We start from the raw sequence: 21,813 nt of genomic DNA, 5'->3' as shown, positions 1-21,813 counted from the left end.
TTCGTGGGCTGTAGAGTTAACAGTTAGAGTTTAAATAAGATTATCTTGATTGGTAGTGTGTTGATTTTCTCTTTTATTTACTTTTTATTTGATAGGATTGATCAAATATTTTTCCAACGTTTGTGGGATTCTTCGTACGCTATAATTGTTGAGAACCCTAATTCTTTTGCGACTTGTAACTTGTCCATGGACTGGATGTCCAGTGAATTCAGTTTTTCTCTCCGGGCTAAATCCAATAAACGTCTAAAAGATGTATTTTGTGCATTTAGGCGAATCTGTAAGGAGCGCTTATTAATTTGCAGTATGTCTGCCAAGAAATCCAGGTTGGCTGCACCCTCTGATAAATAATCTTTGATAATATCTTTACATCGATTGGGTAATGATTCATCTGACTTCATCTTCTGGAGCTGCTTCTTTGCAGTTAGCTTATTAAAGTCAAGGGAGGATTTTCCTGGGCTACATAGTTGTTTATCAAGAATGGAGTTATCAAAGCTAATGCAATTTTTTTGATGTCCAAACTCAATGGGAATATTAATTAAGGAGGAGGCATTATTCATTAATTCGGAATTATGATGAGCAAAGTGAATAACCGGATGGCAGCTTTCATAATCGACAACAATATCTGAAATTAGCTTAAAGATGACTCCAATATTCAATTCAACTTGTTGTGTAGTGAGAGGCGAAAAGCTAGGAATTAAAATATCAAAGCTGGAGCGTTCATTCCCCTCACTGAATAACCCTTGATAGCCTTGCGTGCCCAGTTGTTGGAATTGCGTACCGAGGCTAACAAGATGTCTGACAGTAGGGCAAGCCATTAGGACATGAGCAAATGCTTGAATGCTGGAAATTGACACATCTAGACCAGTACGAAACGCTATGGTGTTATCACTGAAGTAGTCAGATACCTCTTGAAGTGCTTGTCCAGTCAGCCTTACTGGTACACGGTGTTGTAGGTTTTGAAACTGAGAGTAATGATCACCATATATATTCTTTAACTTATCTTTTGGAAACCCTAGGTGTTGCCAGTATAGTACGTGACGATAAGTGGAAGTTGCCAAGCCTGTTGGCTCAGAAGCATAAAGTTCCTGGTTATTGGTAGTCATACTAATTTTTTTTGTACTGCTAATAATCTATGAAATTGGTCGCCAAATGACAAATAAATTATTTTAGTGAATTTCTTAAGTTAATGTATAAAGCGACGCCATTATAGTATGAGTTTAACATTTAAAGTGTGATTTTGAACCAGTTTTTTTGACTGACGATTTGGGTTTGGTGAGATTAAATTCCTCCAGTACTTACAAAGTATAATTTTTACTACGCTGGCGGTAACGCTTCCAATTTTAGCTGCTCCTTGCGGAGCAGTTGGTGTTCCAATTTGTCTAGTCCGCGGAGATATAAATTAAAAATGGTTTAATATATATCAGGAGTGAAAATAAAAGCGCTATCGTAATATCGCGCGAAAGCTTTTAATATGATCTGAAGCTATAAATTATCGGGTTAAGTAATCTCTTCTATCGTAACAGATAATTTTCTCGTAGGTGTATATTTTGAGTGAGGTATAGCATCGTCCAGGTTTCCCGCTCCGTCGAATAATTTCTTAGCACTGTTCATCTTTTTCTCACTATTTTATTTTGTTGGAGTCAATGGTTCTTATGGTTCTATTCGGAATCTTTTTGTCGGTTTGTTGGTTTGTTGGTTAGCTTAATGATTTGATAAGGGTAATTCTAATGCTATTAAAGTGAAGGTGGATCAAAACCTTCTTGTTTGAGAAAAATGAAAAAAAATAGTTTTTTTCGCCAATCTATAAGCTGTGGAACTAGTCCTGATTGCGTGTGACTGAATTCACGGTAGGTAAGTATCTGAGCGATTTAGTATCTGGCCAGTGCTGCATGCTGTAGCCAATTTCTATATGCCCATTAAATCCTGTAATTAGTAAATAATTGTTTACTTCTAAAGTAGAGAAAACTGGAAATGAATAACAGTAGCTTGCCTTTGGCACTTCTGATTACCGCCACATTGGCTGGTTGTGGTGGCGACTCGTCATCTGGGGAATCTGATAATGAGAGCCCGCCTCCTTCGACAGGTTCTGATATAACGGACCCTGGGAATGGATTAGCAATATCGTCTTTCACTCTGGTCAATTCACAGGGCAACTCGGATATTTTTTCACTTACCGATGGTGCAGAGATATATCTAAGCCAGGTTGGAAGCCAGTTAAATATTAGGGCAAATAGTGATCAGGCAGAGAGTGTAATATTTGAGTTGGCAGGGGCTCAGACGCACAATATGACTGAAAATGTCTCGCCCTATGCTCTATTTGGTGATGATCAGGGTGATTTTAATCATTGGACCCCCGCAGTTGGAACTTACACCCTTACCGCAACACCTTATTCTCTGGATGATGGGGCAGGCACTGCCGGAACCAGTGCCTCAATTACATTTACTGTAAAGCAGAAAGATGGAATCGATCCTACAGATCCAGACCCAGATCCAACAGATCCTCCGGGTCCAGTTGACCCGGATGATATCGGCCATAGTGAACATTGTACTGTTTCCGGTACGCTGGAAAAGTGGCACCGTATAACGATCACTTGTGATGATTTGTATGCATCAGAAAATGATGATGTTACGTTTACCGATTATCGATATAACGTGATATTTACACAGGGTGACTTGTCTTACACAGTGCCTGGACATTTCGCCGCTGATGGCAATTCAGCAAATACAGGTGCAACTGAAGGAACTAAGTGGCGTGCCTACTTTTCACCGCCAACTTCAGGTAAATGGTTCTTCGATATATCTATGAGGCAAGGGAGCCAGGTTGCGGTTGATCTAGATACAAATGCAGGTAATGCTATTTCATTTGATGGTGAAAGTGGTTATTTCCCAGTATTACAATCCACAGCACCTGAGCTTGATATGAGGAGTAAGGGATTACTGGTACATAAAAAAGGAACCCGCTACTTGCAGCATCTGGGGGATAAGTCGGTATATATAGAAGGTGGAATGGATAGCCCTGAAAATATCTTTGGTTATTCAGGCTTTGATAATACAGAAAAACACTATAACGTAAATTCCTGCAAAGGCATATTACACAGTTTTGAACCCCATCTTGGTGATTGGAATAATGGAGACCCCACCTGGAAAGACGGTAAAGGAAAAAGCCTTATTGGTTTAGTGAACTATATAGCTGAAAAAAATGTCAACGCAATTTATATTATGGCAAACACCGAAAGTGGTGATGGTTGTGATGCCCATCCTTGGGCAGTATATGATGGTAACCATCGGGCTTTTGATGTCAGCAAATTAGATCAGTGGGAAGTAGTAATGGATCACATGACCAGTAAGGGTATGTTGATTCACTTTATGACACAGGAAACAGAAAATAATAAAATTCTGAATAACGGTAATTTAGGACTTGAACGTAAACTATATTACCGGGAGATGATATCCCGCTTTGGACACCACCCGGCGCTACAATGGAATATGGGTGAGGAGAGCACTCTTAGCCAAGAGCAACACAAGGCAATCGCTAAATATTTAAAAGATGTAGACCCCTACGATCATCCCACCCTGCTTCATACGTATGGTGGCCAATGGGATCAGCACTATCGACCATTGTTGGGAGATAGCAACTTTAATGGTCCGAGTATTCAAATTGGTAATATTCCTAGTGATGCCAACCATCGCAGTGCGCCATATCAGATGAGCAGAAAATGGCTGACAGAATCCCAGAATAATAACCATCTTTGGTATGTTACTTTCACTGAAGCTTCTGGCGGGCAAGCGCCAGTGCCCCATTCTGAAGTTACCCAAGTTCAGAGGGTCAACTGGATGTGGGGCAGTGTTATGGGAGGCGGCGCAGGGTTTGAATGGTACTTAAAAAATCCTGGGGCTGGCCACGCGTATGATTTAGCAGTAGAGAACTTAAGAGAGTTTGATAACCATTGGGAGCAAACAGGTCACTTTGTTAAATTTTTTAATGATATTTTGCAAAACCAACTTGAAGTTAATCTACACAGTTTGAATGTAGATAATGAGGTAACTTCAACCAATAACGATTGGGTACTTTCAGATAGCGGTAATGTTTATCTAATTTACTTGCGTGAAGGCGGCACAACGAATATAGAGATTCCAAATGAGGATACCTATAAGATTTACTGGTTCAATCCAAGAAGTGGCCAGTTGACAACGGGTAATCAACTTGACGGAATAGGTCCTCATAGTATTGGCACTGCCCCAACAGAAGCTAATCAGGACTGGGCAGTAGTCATCAAATCGGAAGGTATAAATAGCAATGTTCACCCAGATATTGTAAAAATTCTACCAATTAACCCTAATGATGTTTTACTCGAACCTCAAGCTAATTGGATGGATAGTTATTCTATTGGGGATCAATGTTTTTGTGAGTCAACTTTTGACCACAATATTGCCGATATTATGGTTTCGACCGACCATGGAACAATAACGGTTAAAGAAGCTTGTGACTTAATTGGCCCTGGCCCAGGATCGGCTGGCCGTCCCAAATACAATGATATTCAGTGCGGCAACGGCCCGGCAAATGATGCCGGTGATGAGGATTACTGTCCAGGTCGTGTGGATATAGGTAAAGAAGGGTGTGGCCATATTGGCCCGAGGTGGAATTTTGATAAGTTAAACCCAGATCAACCTGAAGGTGACTACACGGAACAAAACGGCCTGGTAATTATGGAGGCTGAAAATACCTACTCAAATCTAGATGAATGGATCAAGAAAAATGATATTGGCGGCCATACAGGGAGCGGTTATCTTGAGTTTAATGGTAATACGCCACTAAACGGCCCACCTAAATCTCCCTTGGAGTACACTTTTAATATAACAAGAAGTGGTTTGTACTATTTGCATCTGCACGCTGCGAAAGAAAACTTAGTGTATGAGGGTGAGTTCCGTACAGACCTAGCAAATGACGCTTACTTTCGACTTGAAGGAAATTATGAGGCGGGACCTAATGCTGGGAATAGTCACGGTAAAGACGCTCCTCTGGAACTATTAAAAAAAGATACAAAGTTCTTTGGTGGAGAACATAATAAATTCATCTGGGAATCTGGCAATAAATTTGATCCTGGCGGCCATAATAATAAACGTGTCGCCGTTTATAAGCTAAAAGCAGGCGAAACGTATAAGCTGGTGATGTCAGGCCGTTCACAGAAATTTAAGGTAGATAGAATAGTTTTCCGGCATACTGATGTTTCTAAATCTGATGCCGAGAATATAAATAATCCGGAAACCGTTGAGTAATTACTGTTACAGTGAGAGCCATGGATGGCTATTTCGCTTGGAGTAGTATAGTTGTTCAATTGCGGTCTACTTCATTGCTAAAGGCAGTAATTAGGGCTATATGAGGTTTGGGCCCCCATTGGTCATTAGATTGTTAAAGTACACTATTGGTGAATGATGAAATTTCAAATAATAAAAAAATTATTTTGGCTGTCGATTGCTTTTAATTGTGTCCAGACTCAAGCTTTCGAGCCAAAGTCAGATTTTTCGGTGAATTTGGAGCGGGTTCGGTATTGCCAGGAATTTTGGTGCCTCAAACAAGACACCCTATCTGAGTATCGAGCCTGGGAGATAGAGGGTGTTAGTAATAGCCGTCAACTTCATACTCAGATTGCTAGAGTACAAAACCCAGCACGCGATAAAGTAAAAAAGTTGGTATTTATTGCTGCAGGACAACAGCCACCAGGAAATGGTGCAGAAAGTTCTGTGACAGGCCAGAGGTCTGGCTATAAAAAAGACTGTGGAGTACTAAAGAGATCTTGCTCTCGCAGTATAGATGGACGTTCACTTGCTCGACAGTTGCTAGATTCAGAGCATTTTCCAACAGATGAGACCTTCTTGGCGATTGCTTTTGATACACAATTTAACCAGATGATTAGTGGTAATGAGAAGTCTCGTATAGAAAAGGCATACCTCAGTTGGCTAAAGTCAAAGGCTTATGCCTCCAATCTAGAGACTATTTACTTGGCGGGTTCTTCTCGTGGTGGTTGTCTCGTTATGAGATTGGCGAAAGCTATGCGAGCGGATCCCGATTTTCGTAATATACGAACTGTTGTACACAGTTTTGATGGTGTTTGTAAGTGGACCCAAAATGAGTTGGGAGTAACTTCTTCATTCCATCGTAATCCCATGAATTCTAGTTACTTAAGCTATTACACTGATCTCAATACACAATTTCCTTACAAAGATAATTTATATCTTAGGCAGTTGACTGGTGGGGCTGAGGTCATTGAATTATCTGGGGTTCACTCTTTTGCTTATACAGCTCAAGATACTGACCTGGGATGGTATTCACAGAGATGGGTAAATTTGGATCATACGAGTATCGGTCGAGATATGAGTCAGGATGTGAGGAATCAAACAATAGTACCCTTCTTACAGCACTTAGATGACGTGCTTTAGTTTATTTTATCCCCTTATCTTGAAGTATTAGTAGGCACTAAACCCCTGCCATGATAACTACATTGAGGTAGTTATCATGGAGGCTACCTTCTTTTCTAAGGGGCCTCAATAATTCGGATCAAATCTAATAGTATTCGGTTGTCAGTCAAGGCTATGATAGATCATGCATCAAGTCACCTTTGCCGAAGCAGGATACCGTTTGAAGCGTCCTAAAACCCGCTGGGAAAATTCCTTTCTCAAATGGATGGTCTCCTCCCATGGCATAGGCTGGAAGCCCATATAGCTCCCTATTACCCATCAGGTAAGGAAAATTTACCGTATTCTTCAGGGCTCTTTTAGAGCCGCTATAAGGAGTTCTGACTATGGAAAAGCTAAAATTATGGTCCTCTGTAACAGATAAAATAGTTATTAGCGGTTAGAGATCGGTGAGTTAATAAATCGGATCATCAAGGTACGCATTGAGCCAATTTATATTGGCTGCAATTTTTATTACGAAGAACAACTCTTGAGACTCTTACTAGGGCCTGCCTACACTCATTATTCTATCTACGATAATTGAAGTAGGTAGACCCTAATAACCTTCTTGGTCCCTTGAGTCATCAAGTGCTATATTAGGACCTTGTAAACTTAATCAATAATTATATCCAGAAATGCTGGCTGACTTCTTTGATCAGCATGATCCACAGCAATTATTTTATATCTATAATTTTTTTCCTGACCTAAATCAGAGTCACTGTAGGTCAAGTGGCGAGTTTTACCTACAAACTCCTCATCGCGGAAAATCTTATAGTGATGTGTGCCACCATTTTTAATGGCTTCATTCCATGTTAATATTACTTTTCCTTCAGAGTATTTATATTTGAACCCTGTTACCTGGGGGGGAACACCCTCATTATCGTAAAAGCTACAAGGTACTATATCTCTGCCCAAGCCATCGGTACACTGATCTACATTCTTGTTTCTTTTTTCTGAGGCATTCCAATCTTTGGCTATCCCTCCTGTACACATGTTATCAACACAGTAGGGAAGGTCGTAGTTTTGGCACGTTCTACAGGTTTCATATCCCCAGCCGTTGGTGAAAGGAATACGTCGGCTCTTATCTAATGAGGGGAAGTAATTACATACCACCACATGTGCGCCATCGTTATAGGCAGGGTTACTAGAACCAATAATGCTATCGCATTCCGCTACAGCACAGCCAACATAACGGGTTTCTCCATGGCATACCTGGGCCCAATGGCCACATGTTTCCGCATGACAGAATTCATTATCCCAGTCATACCCATAGCTTTCATCATACCAAGATTTAACTGAGCCGGCCCAGGTCTCGGCAGCATACTGCGATGCCGGTGGATTAAAAATATTAATTGAAACATTTTCTCCGATTTCAATACTACCAGCGGGCAATACAAAAGATACTTCACCTTTAACTTTTTCAAATGCCTCTCTAATACCGGTTGCCTCATTTAAGTGACCAAAATAGCAGGCTGATGCTCTTTCTTTGGCCATTTTTGCCAAAGCATCATCCCAAAAAAGGGTCTGCATATTACCGGCAGATTCTGGGCCGTTACCTTCTCCAGATTCACCCTTCGCGCATCTCTCCCGGTACTCATTATGAGTGTCTAACATGATACGTTTTTGTTCCAAAGAGAGTTCAAAGGAACCATCTTCACCGGGATCGGGATCGGGATCGGGATCGGGATCGGGATCGGGATCGGGATCGGGATCGGGATCGGGATCGGGATCGGGATCGGGATCGGGATCAGGACTGGGATTTTGGTTCATCCCTCCATCATCATTAACCTCAGGAATGCCTTTATTGTCATTGTCGGAACCACCCCCGCCACCTGAACAGGAAGTCAGGAGGGCGGATAAACAGATAGCTGTTATTAGTTTGAGGGAATCATTCATATCAAACCACTTTACACGTTGTACTTTTATAAAATCGAGCGAATTATAGAGAGGCATTTCCGTTATTCTGTGAAGCGTGACATGTATTTTATTGCAATATGATTGATGCTTTATGGACTGTTGAGAAGGTAAATTAATTAGTGAAAAATTTATTTATTTTTCGTTTTTTAATCTTGATGCATGATTTTTGTAATAGTGGAAAGTGAAGCAGCATGATATTTATTGAATGGTGCCCTAGAGTAAACTTACTTTAAGTAGCCCGGATTTCTCTTGAGGCTATTGGTCCGGAATCTCAAGGTGAGTTGTAGCTGCGATTAAAACAAATATGGACTAATAGCGATCGCTCAGTAAAAGTTCCAGCAGGTTTTCAATGAAAGTTGCTCCAGATCTTCGGTAGGTTAATTTTAATCTTGCCATTTTTGGAAGTGCTAATTTATTGGTCAATATATTTTATTTGGTTGTTCGTTTATATGGGTGGCCCCCTTTTTGTGTAAATTGGATCAACAATTAAAGGAGTTCAGTAGTGGCAAGCGATTTGTATAGTGCTTGTCTAAGTAGGATGTGGGGAAATGTGTCATCCTATGGGTATGTTTAGGGTGTTTTATTAATCGCAATGCTATTAGGTGACAATAAGTGAGAGTGCGATCTGAATACCTGTAGTAATCTCCAGGTAATGTTTATGTTGATTTAAATGACTTTTTCTAAAATCAAAATTACAAAGTGTTGTGTGTTGGGTCTAGTTCTGTAATATTACACAAAAGGTATCTCAAGACTAATGACGTAATATTCACTATGTATCAGTTTACCTATGAGCCTACCCCCAAAAATATTCTATTGGATTTGATGGGTGTTAATAAGCGACATGAACTGGCAACCAATCAGCTGGGTTTCATATCTGATGCATTTGATGTTTCCACAAATAATTTACGGGTGACACTAAATAGATTGGTGGGCACCGGCCTGATCACTCAAAATCGGCGTGGTATTTACAGTTTGACAGAAAAAGCACTGTCCAAACGCGCTTTTATAAACCGTTGGAAAAACAATACCTTTCTATACGATAACTGGGATTTTAGGTGGATAGCCTGCCACCTACCTAAAAGAGCAGCACGTGCAGTTCGTAAGAAATCATTAATGGTACTTGAGTGGTATGGATTTGCTGAAGGTTTGGATCACCTATTGGTGCGGCCCAATAATCTCACACTGAGTCATGCAAAATTAACCGACATGCTGATTACACTAGGTCTCGAAACCAATGCGCACTGCTTTGTCTTGCAGGATGTATCGGACACACTGGTTAATCAATGGGGACACGATTTGTGGGATATTGAACGTTTAGATCGAGAGTATGATGCCTTGATAGATGCTCTTCAGAGCAGTCTTACAAACCTGGCATCAAAGCCTGCCAAAGCTTCGTTATCTGAAACATGCCGCTTGGGTGGCGAGGCTATCCATCGTTTAGCGACTGATCCTTTACTACCAAAAGTAATCAGACCACAAAATAAATACCAGGAACTAAAAAATATTGTACGCAAGTATGACCGTACAGGTCGCAATATTTGGTTGGAACAATTGCAGAAGTTAGGCGTTGACACATAATCACAAAATGGTGACTTGCAATGAATATCCCCCTTAGTAAAGAAGAGGTTAAGCCGTTCCTACAGCGCAGTGATGCCAAGGCCTGGTGGATAGTGGTCAGTACTTGGCTCGGTATAATGGGAATTTTTACCATAGCAGCGTTATTGCCACATTGGGCAATTTATATTGTTGCAGTATTTTTACTTGCTGGACGGCAGCAGGCCCTGGCAGCCATTATGCACGAAACTGGTCATAAAACACTTTTCGCAACTCGAGCCTATAACAAGTTTGTTTGTAAGTGGTTGTCTTCACCGTTTTTGTTAATGGATGGAGAAACCTATATAAAAAGTCATATGATGCATCACCGCAAAGCCGGCACAGATCAAGATCCAGACCTGCAAAACTATAAGGATTATCCTGTCAGTAAAAAGAGTTTGGTTAGGAAGTTTTCCAGAGATTTTTTGGGGTTAACTGGTTTAAAAGCGAATTTATATTTATTTTTGAGTGGGCGAGACTTACTAAGCCGTAAAAAGCGAGTGAATTTTCAGTTAACCCGAGGTTTATTCGTTAATAGTGTAATGTTTGCCATACTGTGGGCTTTTGGTGTCCCGCAGTTATATCTATTGTGGATTGTGGCTTATCTTACCGTGTATATGGCTATTATTCGGATGCGTCAGATCGCCGAACACGCTGGGGTCAAAGATCTTTACCACTTGGAACCAAAATACAATACGCGTTCGGTGCCTAGGGGTATTTTAGGGCTTCTGTTTGTCAGTCCCACAGAAGGTTTGAGTTACCACTGTGAACATCATGCCTACATGGCGGTGCCCACATATAACCTCAGGGCGTTGCATAAGTTGCTAAAGGATCGTGGTTATTACGATGATGTTGAGCTGGCCAGTAACTATTTCGGTGTTTTGAAACAGGTAGTGAGATGAGGCGTAGCTAAGGTCAAGTATTTATTTGCACCAGTGCTGCTTACTGGTGCAATGCTTTATGAGCATACTCAGCCAAAGTATGCGTGATTTCTTTAATTAATTTGGATTTCAAATTCCAAACATGCCAGTACAAGGGGATTTTCAGATGCTGATCTGGAGTCAGCTTGATAAGTTTCTCTTGTCTTAACAAATCCTCCACTTGTATATCTGGGGCCATTCCCCAGCCCAAGCCTAATGTCAGAAAATTGAGGAATCCCTTAGAGGAGGGGATTTCGTGAGACGGGTATTGGCCGGCCTCTATTCCCCAAAACTGCTTTAAGTATCGGCTTTGCAGCTGGTCCTTATAGTTGAATTCAACTGCAGGGGCATAGCGAAATTCATCCACATCGACTGGGTCCGAGAAGTAGTGTGCCTTAAAAGCCGGAGTGCATACCGGGTAGTAAGCCATGTGTCCCAATAGAATGGACTGGCAGCCCTGCAGGTTACTGGTTACCGAACTAATACAGCCAATGACTTCTCCGTTCTTGAGCAACTCTAAGGTGGCTTCCTGGTCATCGACCTTCAAGTCAACAAGTAGGTGGTGGGAACGAATGATGGGGGTTACGGCTTTAAGGAACCAAGTATCCAGGCTATCCGAGTTAAGGGCGATACGCACCTTATTTTGGTTGCTATAACGGGTTTTGCTGCCCTCTGGGTCTATGTCTGCTAACAGCTCGTGTTGCAAAAGGTGCATCTGTTGGAAATAACCCAGCACCTTAAGACCGGCTTCAGTAGGGCGTAGTGGTGTTGATCGGATGAGTAGGGCCTGCCCGACTTGTCCCTCAAGCGCTTTGATTCGCTGGGATACTGCAGATTGACTGACGTGAAGCAAAGCGGCGGCCTTATCAAAACTCTGCTCCTCTACCACGAAAGCAAAGGCCTGAAGCTGTTTGAGATCTAACATAAGATTTTCTTATGAGGTATCAATATAATTAAATTTACTTATTCTAGCTCGACTCTTAATCTCCCGCCACTTTCCGACCCGCACACCGCGGGCAGACCCCAATGACCACAGGAGGCAACGTGATTTCGGGTTTGTTGCTAGCCCCTCTGACCAAGGGCTTTATCACTACTATTAGCTTGATCATGGCAATTGGCGCGCAGAATGCTTATCTATTGACGCAGAGTATTCGCCGTCAGTATCACTACAGTATCGCTGCGCTGTGTGTTCTGATGGATATTGTCCTGATCACCAGTGGTGTCTACCTGGTATCACACTTGGCCCAAGCAGAAGGAAACTGGATGGTCTGGTTGACCTGGTTGGGCGTGGCCTTCCTGATTGGCTATGGTGCTATGGCGTTTCGTTCAGCTTTTACCAATAAGGGGCTAGAGGATAAGAAAGAGTGGGTTAAATCCAGGCGCTCTGCCTTGATTACCGCTGTGGCGCTTACCCTGTTAAACCCCCATGCTTATGTGGATACGGTTGTCCTGATTGGCTCGGTTGGTGCCCAGTATGCAGGGGAAGGTACTTTATTCTTTGTGATTGGCGCTTGCAGTGCCTCGGTGCTTTGGTTTGCGCTGTTATCGGTTGGTGGCAGTATGATGCAGCCGCTGTTTAAGAACCCAAAAACATGGCGAGTACTGGATGTACTGGTGGGTATTATGATGTGGTCGATTGCTGCCAGCCTTCTCTGGGCACAGTAGTAAGTTCACTTAATGTGGAGTGGTGGCAGGTAAATTTTATTGGCTCACTGCTCTGATGCATACATGCCTGGATAAAACACGTTTATCCAGGCATTTCTCAATAACCTCAAGTTAAAAAACACTAACTGGTGGCAGCTTCCCCTTAGGCAATGGCCATCTCTTTATTTTCTGCGTTTCTGCTTAAGTGGCGACCCATATTGATAGCCGGCTTCTCAATCAGCTTGTACACCAAAGTTCCCAGGGCAATACTCACAAGAGTCGTGGCCAACATATAGACCTCTACGGAATAAGCAGAAAATGACTGTGCCCACGATTGCTGTATGGCCCAATTCAGCCCACGCATCACAATGGGGTGGAATAGATAAACGGAATAACTGATGGTTCCCAATGCTACCAGACTGCGCCATGGCCTAAAGGGTACTAGCAGAACTACAAAGAAAATAGCCAAAGCAATGAGATGCGGTAGGGCAAAGCGCAAAGGGTCTTCGGTGACCGGTTTACCGAGGAAATAAAGAAACAAAACCATCAGCGGAATAGAGAAGGTGCCTGCTACTGCGAGAATGGCATACCAGTAGTTTGTCTTACGCACATAACTATGTCGGATCAAGGTTCCGCAGAACATAACGGCGATACAGAAAGGAATATAAGTAATGGTGGGAGCCATCTCTGGCAGCTTAATGGGTAATTGTTCTAATAATTGCCAACCTATAAATAGGGATAATCCCCCCCAACAGAAGAGTAGCAGGACCAGGGGGTTAGCAAGTTGCCGTTTGGCAAAAATCAATGCACATAAGCAGTAAAAAATTAATTCAACTGTCAAGGTCCAGTAAAGCCCTTGCACATTATCAAACCCCATTAACCCCTGTAGCATGGTTGTGTTTGCGGCAATAGTGGCCGCAGGATACATCCAGTCGCTGATAAGCCAAGTTAGCCCAAGTGCCATAAATAGCGATGTCCAGTAGGCTGGATAAAGACGGAAGAAACGGCGAATGGCAAAGTTCTTTAAGGAGCTTTGAGCACTAGAGAGGCTAAAAGGAATAACAAAGCCCGAAATTAAAAAGAAACAGATTACTCCTATTCGGCCAAAATCTAGTTGGTTCACAAACTCAGCCAGCTCGGTGCCATGTTGGGCGATACTGGAATTACGAATAAAAACTTCACTACTGTGTTGCCAAACAACAAGAATTGCTGCAAGCCCCCGCAGTGCATCAAGGTTAAGTAAACGGCTATTCATAGATTTGCTGTATTCCTTTAATCAGCAGAGGAAAACCCATAGGTTTTAGAATTTATTTCGCTGCTACGGGCAAGCTTGAAATGCTATAAATAGCATTTAAGGCGAGCCGTAATTAAGTACAATGATAAGCCTTTACAAGGCAATTTATACTTAAAATCAGGTCAAGGAAATGAGCCTTATTGCTTAAAGCGAACGGTTCTTAGCTTCCAGAGGACACTGATGAATGAACCGAATCCTACCATAAATCCTCGAATCAGAGGATAATTCAATCTTACTTGCTGATCTTTTCGAGACTGATTATTAAATAAACAGTTAAAACTTCAACGGCACAAACTGATTAGTCACTAGTATCGCAAATAAGAGAAACAGAAAAGTTCCCACTACCCAAAAACTGGATGCAATAAAAGGCAATGTTTGCATTGTCATGGTATGCCCCTCATGTTCGGATTGTGAATCATGGGTGAATGAGGGGATTGGCAGGCTATTCTTGATATCAGGATCAGTTTCCGGTGAACAGAACCCTAGACAGGGCGCAGGACCATCCAGTCCTGGTAGGGTCATGCATCCGTGTTTTAGGTGGTTTTTTACCAGCCAGTAGTTGATGGGATAAGCGATAAAGCCACCGACAATGCTTGCAAGGCTCATTCGAAACCAAAATGTGGCATTGGTGGGATCTTCCGATTCTGGCCACAGTGAAGCCAGAATCACCATGGTAGGAATCATTCCCCCCATTACCATATTCATAGAAACCGTTTCAGCAAAAAATGTCTTGCGCACCGCTTTCAAATAGTTGCCCTGGTACATACCCAGCATCATCAACGCCTGAAAAATGAACAGCCCGCAAATGAAGCCAGCAACATACTCAATGGTGGCATCCCAGCCATTGGTGAGTCCAAAGAAGGGTACAATGGATGCGGCAATAACAATACCGGTGGCATCACCGGCCAGGCAGTGCATCTCACTATTGACACTCTGTTTCCAAGTGGCGCGCGTAAATGAATCGTGGCCACCGGGAAAGGGGCGCCGGCAAGTCAGTAAATACAGAATCAACCCAACAACACCTGTATATACAACAACCAGTATCCACGCCATGCGCTGTACCCAGCTGGTCGGCGCGTTGGTGATAGAATCCCAAACGACAAAGACTACACTTATAGCCGCGAAAATAAACCAGACAAGCATAGCGCCATTTAGCATGCCAGATTCTCTTTAAGGATTATGCCGGTATCTAGTAGTTTAATTGATAGGTGCTGGTTTTTGAGAATCCGGGTGAGCATTAGCTACTATCTACCCACAGCTACATAGTTGTATATGTACGTACTTTTGCTGCGCTATGGCGAATGCAGGAGCAATACCTTTAGTCTTTATTTTAATCGACATTTAAAACTTCCTGATGAACCCGCTTAACGTTATATGTTGAAGTTGCTTAGGATAATCTATTTTGCACTCTAGGGCTTTCTATAAAAGTATTTGGGTGTTTTTGGTGTATTTTTCTAAATTCAATGATGAGCTTTATAAGCTAAGCAATAAAAGATGGTAAATTATTTGTGGCGGCTAAACACTAAGGCAAAACCACCTCGAAAGGACTATTTTTAATCTCTGAATGAATGTCAATTTGTAAGTATCATAAATAATATATTTTGGATATTAATATACATTTTATGATGAATACTAAATGGAGATACAATGTCTAAAGATCCTCAACTAGTTGCCGAACAACTAAGGAAGCCATCTGGCGCCTTAGCTTCAGATACTGCACTGCAGATGAATAAGGCTAATAAAGCAACGAACCTGGCCGCACTAGAATTACTTCGTGTGGTGGATCATGACCATATTCTTGAGATTGGGCCTGGCAATGGTAAATTTGCAGTCGATGTACTTCGAAAAGGTTCCAGCATTCGCTATACCGGAATTGATTGGTCTAGTGAAATGGTAGCGAGCGCGAAAACTCTCAACTCTAAACACATTGAATCGGGACAGATGGACTTTAAAGTTGGAACATCGGAGAGGTTACCGTTTGCTGACAGTCAATTCGAGAAGGTGATTACTGTCCACACCATCTACTTTTGGGAATCTATCAAAACGCATTTGTCTGAAATACGCAGAGTACTGGTGCCTGAAGGAAAGTTTTGCTTAGCTTTTGGTGATAAGTCCTTTATGCAGAATTTATCATTTACATCGTTTGGGTTTCAGCTTTTTGATGAAAGCGATATTCGGACTCAATTAATTGAAGCTGGCTTTAGGGTTCTATGCTGTGAAAGGCATATTGAATATGGAGAGAGTAATATTGGAGATCGAGTGGAAAAGTTAATAAACATTGTTTTGTGTGAGGCCTGAATAAAGAATCATATGAGCTTTACAAGCTTAGTGTTGCTGCCGATTGTTTCTATATTGTTCAATTAAAAATAGCGCATTAAAGCTCAAGAATAGATATGGTTTGAGTATTGGTAAACTCTATAGAAAGTTTTTAATGTGTGGTATCTGTTTGACGAGATGCTTGAATGATTATTTATTAATATAGCTAATTTGGTATTGATAGGTATCAGTATCTTTGCACATATTGATGGTTATCTTGTGTATTTGTCAGTGTCCGAGCAATGTCATCTAATAACTTATCATAGTACTTTGCATTTCTTTCACCAGACTTCTTCAGTTTTTTCAAATTTTTGGGAGATGCATCATCTAATGCAGAATTCGCATCATAGAGATCTGGCTGAATTCGGTAGTACTTTGTGTTTTCTACGGTTGATGAAATTTGTTTCAGGTAATAATGGGTCATTTGAGCTCCGCCACTTAATGCAATATCTATAGCTGGCCTTGCCCAGTTGAAAATACCCCAATTTTTCGTTTCTTTGTATTTGTAACTTGTTAGCTGCTTACCAGTACCAAGAGACACAATAATCATATCCTTGATCCCACTCACACCGCTAAACTTAATGGCTTCTGAGTAAGCACATAATGCGGGGTCACTGGCAACCATACCACCGTCTACCAGTATATATTTTTTGTGAATTGGTGATAGTGAGTAAATACGTGCGGGTTCAAAGTAGGTTGGCGCGGCGATGCTGCCTCGTAGTAAATCTCTAACTAGAAAGTCTTCATTTCTCACTAATGCGCAGTGTTGCCTAAAGATAACTTGCTCGCGCTTTTTAATGTCATAGGAAATAAAACAGGTAGGTTTTAATAGTTCACTAAGCTTTGTTTTCCCAAAATATTTCTTCAATATCTTTTCTAGTTCATGTGTAGAGTATTTTTCTTCCTTGAGTAGTCTCAGCTTATCCAGGTAAGGCCAGATTCCACCATTAAATACCTTGTCTCCTTCTTTAAAATAAATATTAACTGCTTCTTGGGCTGAAAATTTTGGTCTTCCTTCTTCATTAGGGAAAATATAGGCTGCGCCTAATACAGCGCCAGTGCTTGTTCCTGCAATGAGGTCAAAAAAATCTCCTATTCTGGCGTCGGGGTTGCCTGATTGCACTTTTAGCTTATGTTCAAGAGAGACCAATATTTCACCGGGCAGTATGCCTCTTATTCCCCCTCCATCAATAGATAGGATTCGGATCGCCACTGTTAAATCTCCCATGATTCATTCATTGAGTGCAATTGTAGAAAGATAGCACTAGGCTCAATGGTTAATGCCTTAAATGTGAGCGGTGATTAATGGATGTAAAAATAAGTTTCTGGTATTAATAAATACATGTTGAGCAGTACGGCCGTATTCATAAAATGAATAAGTTAATTTTAAAGAAAATTCACATAAGCACAGGGCGTGAGTTTTGTTGGGTTTGATCACTGGTTTGTCAAAAGGAAAAAGAGAAGGCCATTTTTAATGGCATATTGAGGCTAGCGTGTTTTCGAATTGTCCAAGGCCTTAGGTTGTCGGCCCTGCGCTTAATTAATCATGCCAATACAGAAGGGCATTTAGACACACATAGTAACTATCTTGACCCGGACTACAATGAATCAGGTTTAAGAGGCGCCGAAAGTGGAGCTTCTCAGATTAAGGAAATTTGCTCAAGGGTACCCACTATGGCTATGAACCTTGCACAGAAACTGATTAAGAGTCATCTCGTGAGCGGTTCATTGGAACCCGGCAGCCCAATAGAGATTAAGATTGACCAGACACTGGCTCAGGATGGTACTGGCACTCTGGTGATGTTAGAGCTAGAGGCGCTTGGTTTATCACAAATCAAAACTGAGCTTTCCGCACAGTATGTAGACCACAACCTTCTACAGACGGACTTCAAAAATGCGGATGATCACCTGTTCCTGCAAAGCGCCTGTCGCAAGTTTGGGCTTTGGTTTTCACGCCCTGGAAACGGTGTAAGCCACCCGGTACATATGGCTTGCTTTGATATTCCCGGAAAGACGTTACTTGGCGCCGATAGCCATACCTGTGCAGCCGGCTCTATGGGTATGCTGGCCATTGGTGCTGGTGGTCTACAGGTGGCCATGGCTATAGCTGGCGTTCCCTTCGCGCTGAAAATGCCGAAAGTGCTCGGCGTAAAGCTTGAGGGTGAATTACCGCCCTGGGTCAGTGCCAAGGACATCATCCTGGAAATGTTGCGCCGGCAAACGGTCAAGGGGTGTGTGAATAAGATTGTCGAGTACCACGGCCCAGGCCTCGCCAATCTTACTGCTATGGACCGCCATGTAATCGCCAATATGGGGCAGGAGATGGGTACCACGGCCAGTGTCTTTCCTGCCGATCACGCTGTGAAGGCCTTCCTCAAACAACAGCATCGGGAAAGCGATTATGTAGAAATGAAAGCCGATGAGGGTGCGAGCTATGACGAAGAAGATACCATTAATTTATCTGATCTTGAGCCGCTGATCGCCTGCCCATCCAGTCCAGACAAAGTGGTAACCGTACGTGAAGTGGCTGGTCGCCCTATTTACCAGAGCTATATTGGCTCTTCTGCTAACCCTGGGCTGAGGGATTTCGCCATACCAGCGCGTATCGTCGCAGGTCGTCGATTAGCCGACGATGTCTCTTTTGATATCAACCCAACCTCGCGCCAATTGCTCGAGGAGCTTAGCCGGAGTGGCGATCTCACAAAACTACTTGAAGTGGGTGCGCGCTTGCACCAAACAGGTTGTGGCGGTTGTATCGGTATGGGGCAGGCTCCGGCCACTGGCCGTATCAGCCTACGTACTGTGCCACGTAATTTCCCCGGTCGATCCGGCACAGCAGATGACCAAGTCTATTTATGCAGCCCAGAAACCGCCACTGCCAGTGCACTGAAGGGTGTGATCACCGATCCACGTGATCTGGACATGGACTATCCCAGATTTAGTGAGCCGGAATATCTGCCAGATATAAGACCTTTACTTCAGCCACCTCAAGAAATCCCGGTAGCCGTTGAGCTGATTAAAGGTCCGAATATCAAACCGTTACCAAACTTTGAAAAGCTTCCAAACACCTTAACGGGTCCGCTATTACTGAAAGCGGGTGATAACGTTTCGACAGATGAAATACTGCCTGCTGGAGCGGAGATTTTACCTTTACGCTCAAATATCCCCGCCATTAGTCGCTATACATTTTCCCGTATTGATGAAAACTTTTACCAGCGGGCGATAAAATTGAATGGTGACTGTTTTGTTGTTGGTGGTGAAAATTATGGGCAAGGCTCCAGCCGTGAGCATGCAGCGGTATCATCACGATTTCTTGGGGTAAGGTGCATAATTGCAAAAAGCATGGCTCGTATCCACCGCCGTAATCTCATTAATTTTGGTGTTCTGCCACTACTTTTTGAGAGCTTTGATGATTACGATCGACTGGAGCAGGATTCAATCCTTGAGATTGACAAGCCAATAGCACAACTGAAATCAAACAATTCTGTAAAGCTTTTGATTAAGTCATCCGGCGAGAGTATTAATCTGCGCAGTGACTTGTCAGCAGATGAAATCGAAGTGCTAGAGGCTGGTGGCATGATTAATCAAGTACGAGAAAAGTATCTTAGTAACGAGAAATAGTGGATTTTAGTGTACCCGTAAATTACTCAAATGCTTTAATTAAATACTTTTTATATCGAATAGACTTTTACGCTAAGTGGCATCCTGTTTTTCTAACCACTTTAGAATGATCTGATTTGTCTCTTCCGGTTTTTCCTGTTGAATCCAATGGCCGCAGTTGAGACTGACTATATCAACATTGGGAACGAACTCTTTTAAGTTTGGAGCCTTAGGGATCAAGTCTCGATCGCCGTAAATCATAAGTGCTGGCTTTTGGATGGTTGGCTCTACATCTGCCAAGATCTGCCAATTTCGGTCAAGGTTTCTATACCAATTAATACTGCTCATGAACCCTGTTTTCTCAAATGCGGAAACAAAAACAGCCAGTTCGCTATCACTCATTAAGGGCTCGCCAAGTGGCGCCTCTGCTTTGGCGAGATTGATCATCATCATTCCAGGCTCTGGTGGTGCTGGAGGTACGTTCTTGCGGAATATATTGCGAAGGAATTGTGAAGTATTTGCATCTAACACAGTGTCCGCGATGCCTGGCTGTCGGTTAAAGTGAACAATGTAGTAGTCGCTTCCTAGAAATTCTTCCATAAACTCGACCCACGGCTTTTCTGTGCGAGCCTGGTAGGGTAGGGCCATATTTATAACTTTGTTGACCCGGTTTGGATGTAATAGCGCAAGCCCCCAAACCACCATTGCGCCCCAATCATGGCCGATAAACGTGGCATCTTTGTATCCGTAGTGATCAAGAAGCGCGACGAGGTCACCCGACAAGTTTTCAATGCCATAGTCAGTTATATCGGCAGGACGGGATGAATTGCCATAACCACGCTGGTTTGGAACGATAACGTGGTAGCCGGCTGCGGCAAGTACAGGCAGCTGGTGGCGCCAAGAATAGGCATGCTCTGGCCAGCCGTGACAAAGCACAATTGGTTTTCCCGTATTCTGTTGACCTGCTTCAAAGACTTCTAACTCAACGCCGTTGACTGGAATAAGAGTGGGCTTGGGGAATTCGGTTAGATTAAACAATGTATTTCTCCTTTTTTGAGGCTCAACAATGCCTTATGTGCCGGACAGCCCCTTTTCTTCGACTTGGGGCTACTGATGTACGTTGCAATTTCAGAACTCCTTTGCTGAAAAGAGCAGACATAGGCTAAAATCAAATAGTGCCAAATAATGTCACCATTTAATAATATCCTTAAAAAATGAGTGTTCGCCTTCGACAAGACGCCATCGTGCGCAGCCTTCGCCGAAATGGTACTTCTACGATTGCTGACTTAGCAGAAGAGGTCGGTGTATCCAGGCGTACAGTGTTGCGTGATATTAGCGCACTGCGTGATGAGGGCTTTGTTATTCACTCTGACCCTGGTCCTGGGGGCGGCCTACAATTAGACCCGCAATCGGTCCAAACCACAGCGCGCCTCTCGGTTGCCGAGGTCTTTGCACTCCTTATCAGCGTTGCATCAATGCGTGCGGCCGGGAATTTACCTTTTTCGGGGCTTGCAGATACTGGGCTTGCCAAAATAGAGAAGGCTTTGCCACCGGACAAAGTACGTGATTTACGCCGGTTTTTAGACTGCTTATATATAGGTAAGCTTTCACCACACGTAGACGTATCAAATATTCAGGAAATGGAGCCCGCGTTGCTCCCCACTTTCGAGACAGCTTTTCTCCAACGGTTACAACTAAGCTTCCAATACCGTGATGCAAAGGGGTCTGTAACCAGTAGGGTTGTTGAACCACAGGCGATGCTGATTTTACCACCTCTATGGTATCTGGTAGCTTGGGATCCCGCACGCAAAGACTTTCGTCATTTTCGAATGGACAGGATTAATAAACCGGAATACCTTAAGGGCAAAACATTTCGGCGGCGACATGTCTTATTCGAAGATAGTGTCTCTCCAATTCAGGGGTTATCTCGTTAATCTTTACGAGCTTACAAAAGTTAATCTTTCGGCTATATTTAAAATTTATAATAAAATACTGTATTTATATAGGCTCTATTCATGAGAGTAATGAGGGGGTCAATACGCAATAAGCCAACAAGCTATATTAAGCTTTTAAAAG

General features: G+C 42.6%; 15 protein-coding genes. 8 read left to right on the top strand and 7 right to left on the bottom strand.

Features of this window, described 5'->3' with window-relative positions; all coding sequences use genetic code 11:
* Positions 1–101: 101 nt before the first annotated feature.
* The gene (locus ACJJIT_RS14700; RefSeq protein WP_444898870.1) at positions 102–1,103 is read right to left on the bottom strand and encodes an AraC family transcriptional regulator ligand-binding domain-containing protein; all 1,002 of its coding nucleotides are present in this window, start codon (positions 1,101–1,103) and stop codon (positions 102–104) included.
* Between the two features lie 868 nt (positions 1,104–1,971).
* On the opposite strand from ACJJIT_RS14700, the gene ACJJIT_RS14695 reads away from it, so the two are divergent.
* Both ACJJIT_RS14695 and ACJJIT_RS14690 read left to right on the top strand, forming a co-directional pair.
* The gene (locus ACJJIT_RS14695) at positions 1,972–5,277 is read left to right on the top strand and encodes a DUF5060 domain-containing protein (RefSeq protein WP_444898869.1); all 3,306 of its coding nucleotides are present in this window, start codon (positions 1,972–1,974) and stop codon (positions 5,275–5,277) included.
* A gap of 156 nt (positions 5,278–5,433) precedes the next feature.
* Entirely contained in the window at positions 5,434–6,438 is a 1,005-nt protein-coding gene (locus ACJJIT_RS14690; RefSeq protein ID WP_444898868.1) for a hypothetical protein, read from the top strand.
* Positions 6,439–7,065: 627 nt separating this feature from the next.
* Here ACJJIT_RS14690 and ACJJIT_RS14685 read toward each other — a convergent pair.
* Positions 7,066–8,349, bottom strand: coding sequence for a CAP domain-containing protein (locus tag ACJJIT_RS14685; protein WP_444898867.1), 1,284 nt, complete (start codon positions 8,347–8,349; stop codon positions 7,066–7,068).
* Positions 8,350–9,141: 792 nt separating this feature from the next.
* On the opposite strand from ACJJIT_RS14685, the gene ACJJIT_RS14680 reads away from it, so the two are divergent.
* Together ACJJIT_RS14680 and ACJJIT_RS14675 are read left to right on the top strand one after the other, a co-directional pair.
* Complete coding sequence (locus ACJJIT_RS14680; protein WP_444898866.1) at positions 9,142–9,948, top strand: hypothetical protein; 807 nt, start codon at positions 9,142–9,144, stop codon at positions 9,946–9,948.
* Positions 9,949–10,064: 116 nt separating this feature from the next.
* A complete protein-coding gene (locus ACJJIT_RS14675) occupies positions 10,065–10,865 on the top strand; it encodes a fatty acid desaturase family protein (RefSeq protein ID WP_444898865.1) in 801 nt (266 codons plus the stop codon).
* Positions 10,866–10,905: 40 nt separating this feature from the next.
* Here ACJJIT_RS14675 and ACJJIT_RS14670 read toward each other — a convergent pair whose 3' ends face one another.
* Positions 10,906–11,808: a LysR family transcriptional regulator ArgP gene (locus ACJJIT_RS14670; protein ID WP_444885796.1), complete on the bottom strand. Its 903-nt coding sequence runs from the start codon at positions 11,806–11,808 to the stop codon at positions 10,906–10,908.
* A gap of 101 nt (positions 11,809–11,909) precedes the next feature.
* On the opposite strand from ACJJIT_RS14670, the gene ACJJIT_RS14665 reads away from it, so the two are divergent.
* Positions 11,910–12,548, top strand: coding sequence for a LysE/ArgO family amino acid transporter (locus ACJJIT_RS14665; protein WP_252084900.1), 639 nt, complete (start codon positions 11,910–11,912; stop codon positions 12,546–12,548).
* 142 nt (positions 12,549–12,690) lie between these two features.
* On the opposite strand, the gene ACJJIT_RS14660 is transcribed toward ACJJIT_RS14665, so the two are convergent.
* Positions 12,691–13,782 (bottom strand): acyltransferase family protein, encoded by a 1,092-nt coding sequence (locus ACJJIT_RS14660; protein ID WP_444898864.1) that lies wholly within the window; start codon positions 13,780–13,782, stop codon positions 12,691–12,693.
* A gap of 312 nt (positions 13,783–14,094) precedes the next feature.
* Entirely contained in the window at positions 14,095–14,979 is an 885-nt protein-coding gene (locus ACJJIT_RS14655) for a DUF4396 domain-containing protein (RefSeq protein WP_444898863.1), read from the bottom strand.
* Between the two features lie 489 nt (positions 14,980–15,468).
* Here ACJJIT_RS14655 and ACJJIT_RS14650 point away from each other — a divergent pair, with 489 nt between their 5' ends.
* Positions 15,469–16,119, top strand: coding sequence for a class I SAM-dependent methyltransferase (locus tag ACJJIT_RS14650; RefSeq protein ID WP_444898862.1), 651 nt, complete (start codon positions 15,469–15,471; stop codon positions 16,117–16,119).
* Positions 16,120–16,324: 205 nt separating this feature from the next.
* On the opposite strand, the gene ACJJIT_RS14645 is transcribed toward ACJJIT_RS14650, so the two are convergent.
* A complete protein-coding gene (locus tag ACJJIT_RS14645) occupies positions 16,325–17,350 on the bottom strand; it encodes a patatin-like phospholipase family protein (protein WP_444898861.1) in 1,026 nt (341 codons plus the stop codon).
* 461 nt (positions 17,351–17,811) lie between these two features.
* On the opposite strand from ACJJIT_RS14645, the gene ACJJIT_RS14640 reads away from it, so the two are divergent.
* Entirely contained in the window at positions 17,812–19,758 is a 1,947-nt protein-coding gene (locus tag ACJJIT_RS14640; RefSeq protein WP_444898860.1) for an aconitate hydratase, read from the top strand.
* 72 nt (positions 19,759–19,830) lie between these two features.
* Here the strand turns inward: ACJJIT_RS14640 and ACJJIT_RS14635 are convergent, their stop codons facing one another.
* Positions 19,831–20,775 (bottom strand): alpha/beta fold hydrolase, encoded by a 945-nt coding sequence (locus tag ACJJIT_RS14635; protein ID WP_444888272.1) that lies wholly within the window; start codon positions 20,773–20,775, stop codon positions 19,831–19,833.
* 176 nt (positions 20,776–20,951) lie between these two features.
* Here ACJJIT_RS14635 and ACJJIT_RS14630 point away from each other — a divergent pair, with 176 nt between their 5' ends.
* A complete protein-coding gene (locus tag ACJJIT_RS14630) occupies positions 20,952–21,671 on the top strand; it encodes a helix-turn-helix transcriptional regulator (RefSeq protein ID WP_444898859.1) in 720 nt (239 codons plus the stop codon).
* The last annotated feature ends 142 nt before the right edge of the window (positions 21,672–21,813 follow it).

The sequence above is a fragment of the Microbulbifer mixtoriginis (SeqCode) genome, from assembly GCF_052467515.1.
This window is presented reverse-complemented; position numbering and strand designations above follow the sequence as displayed.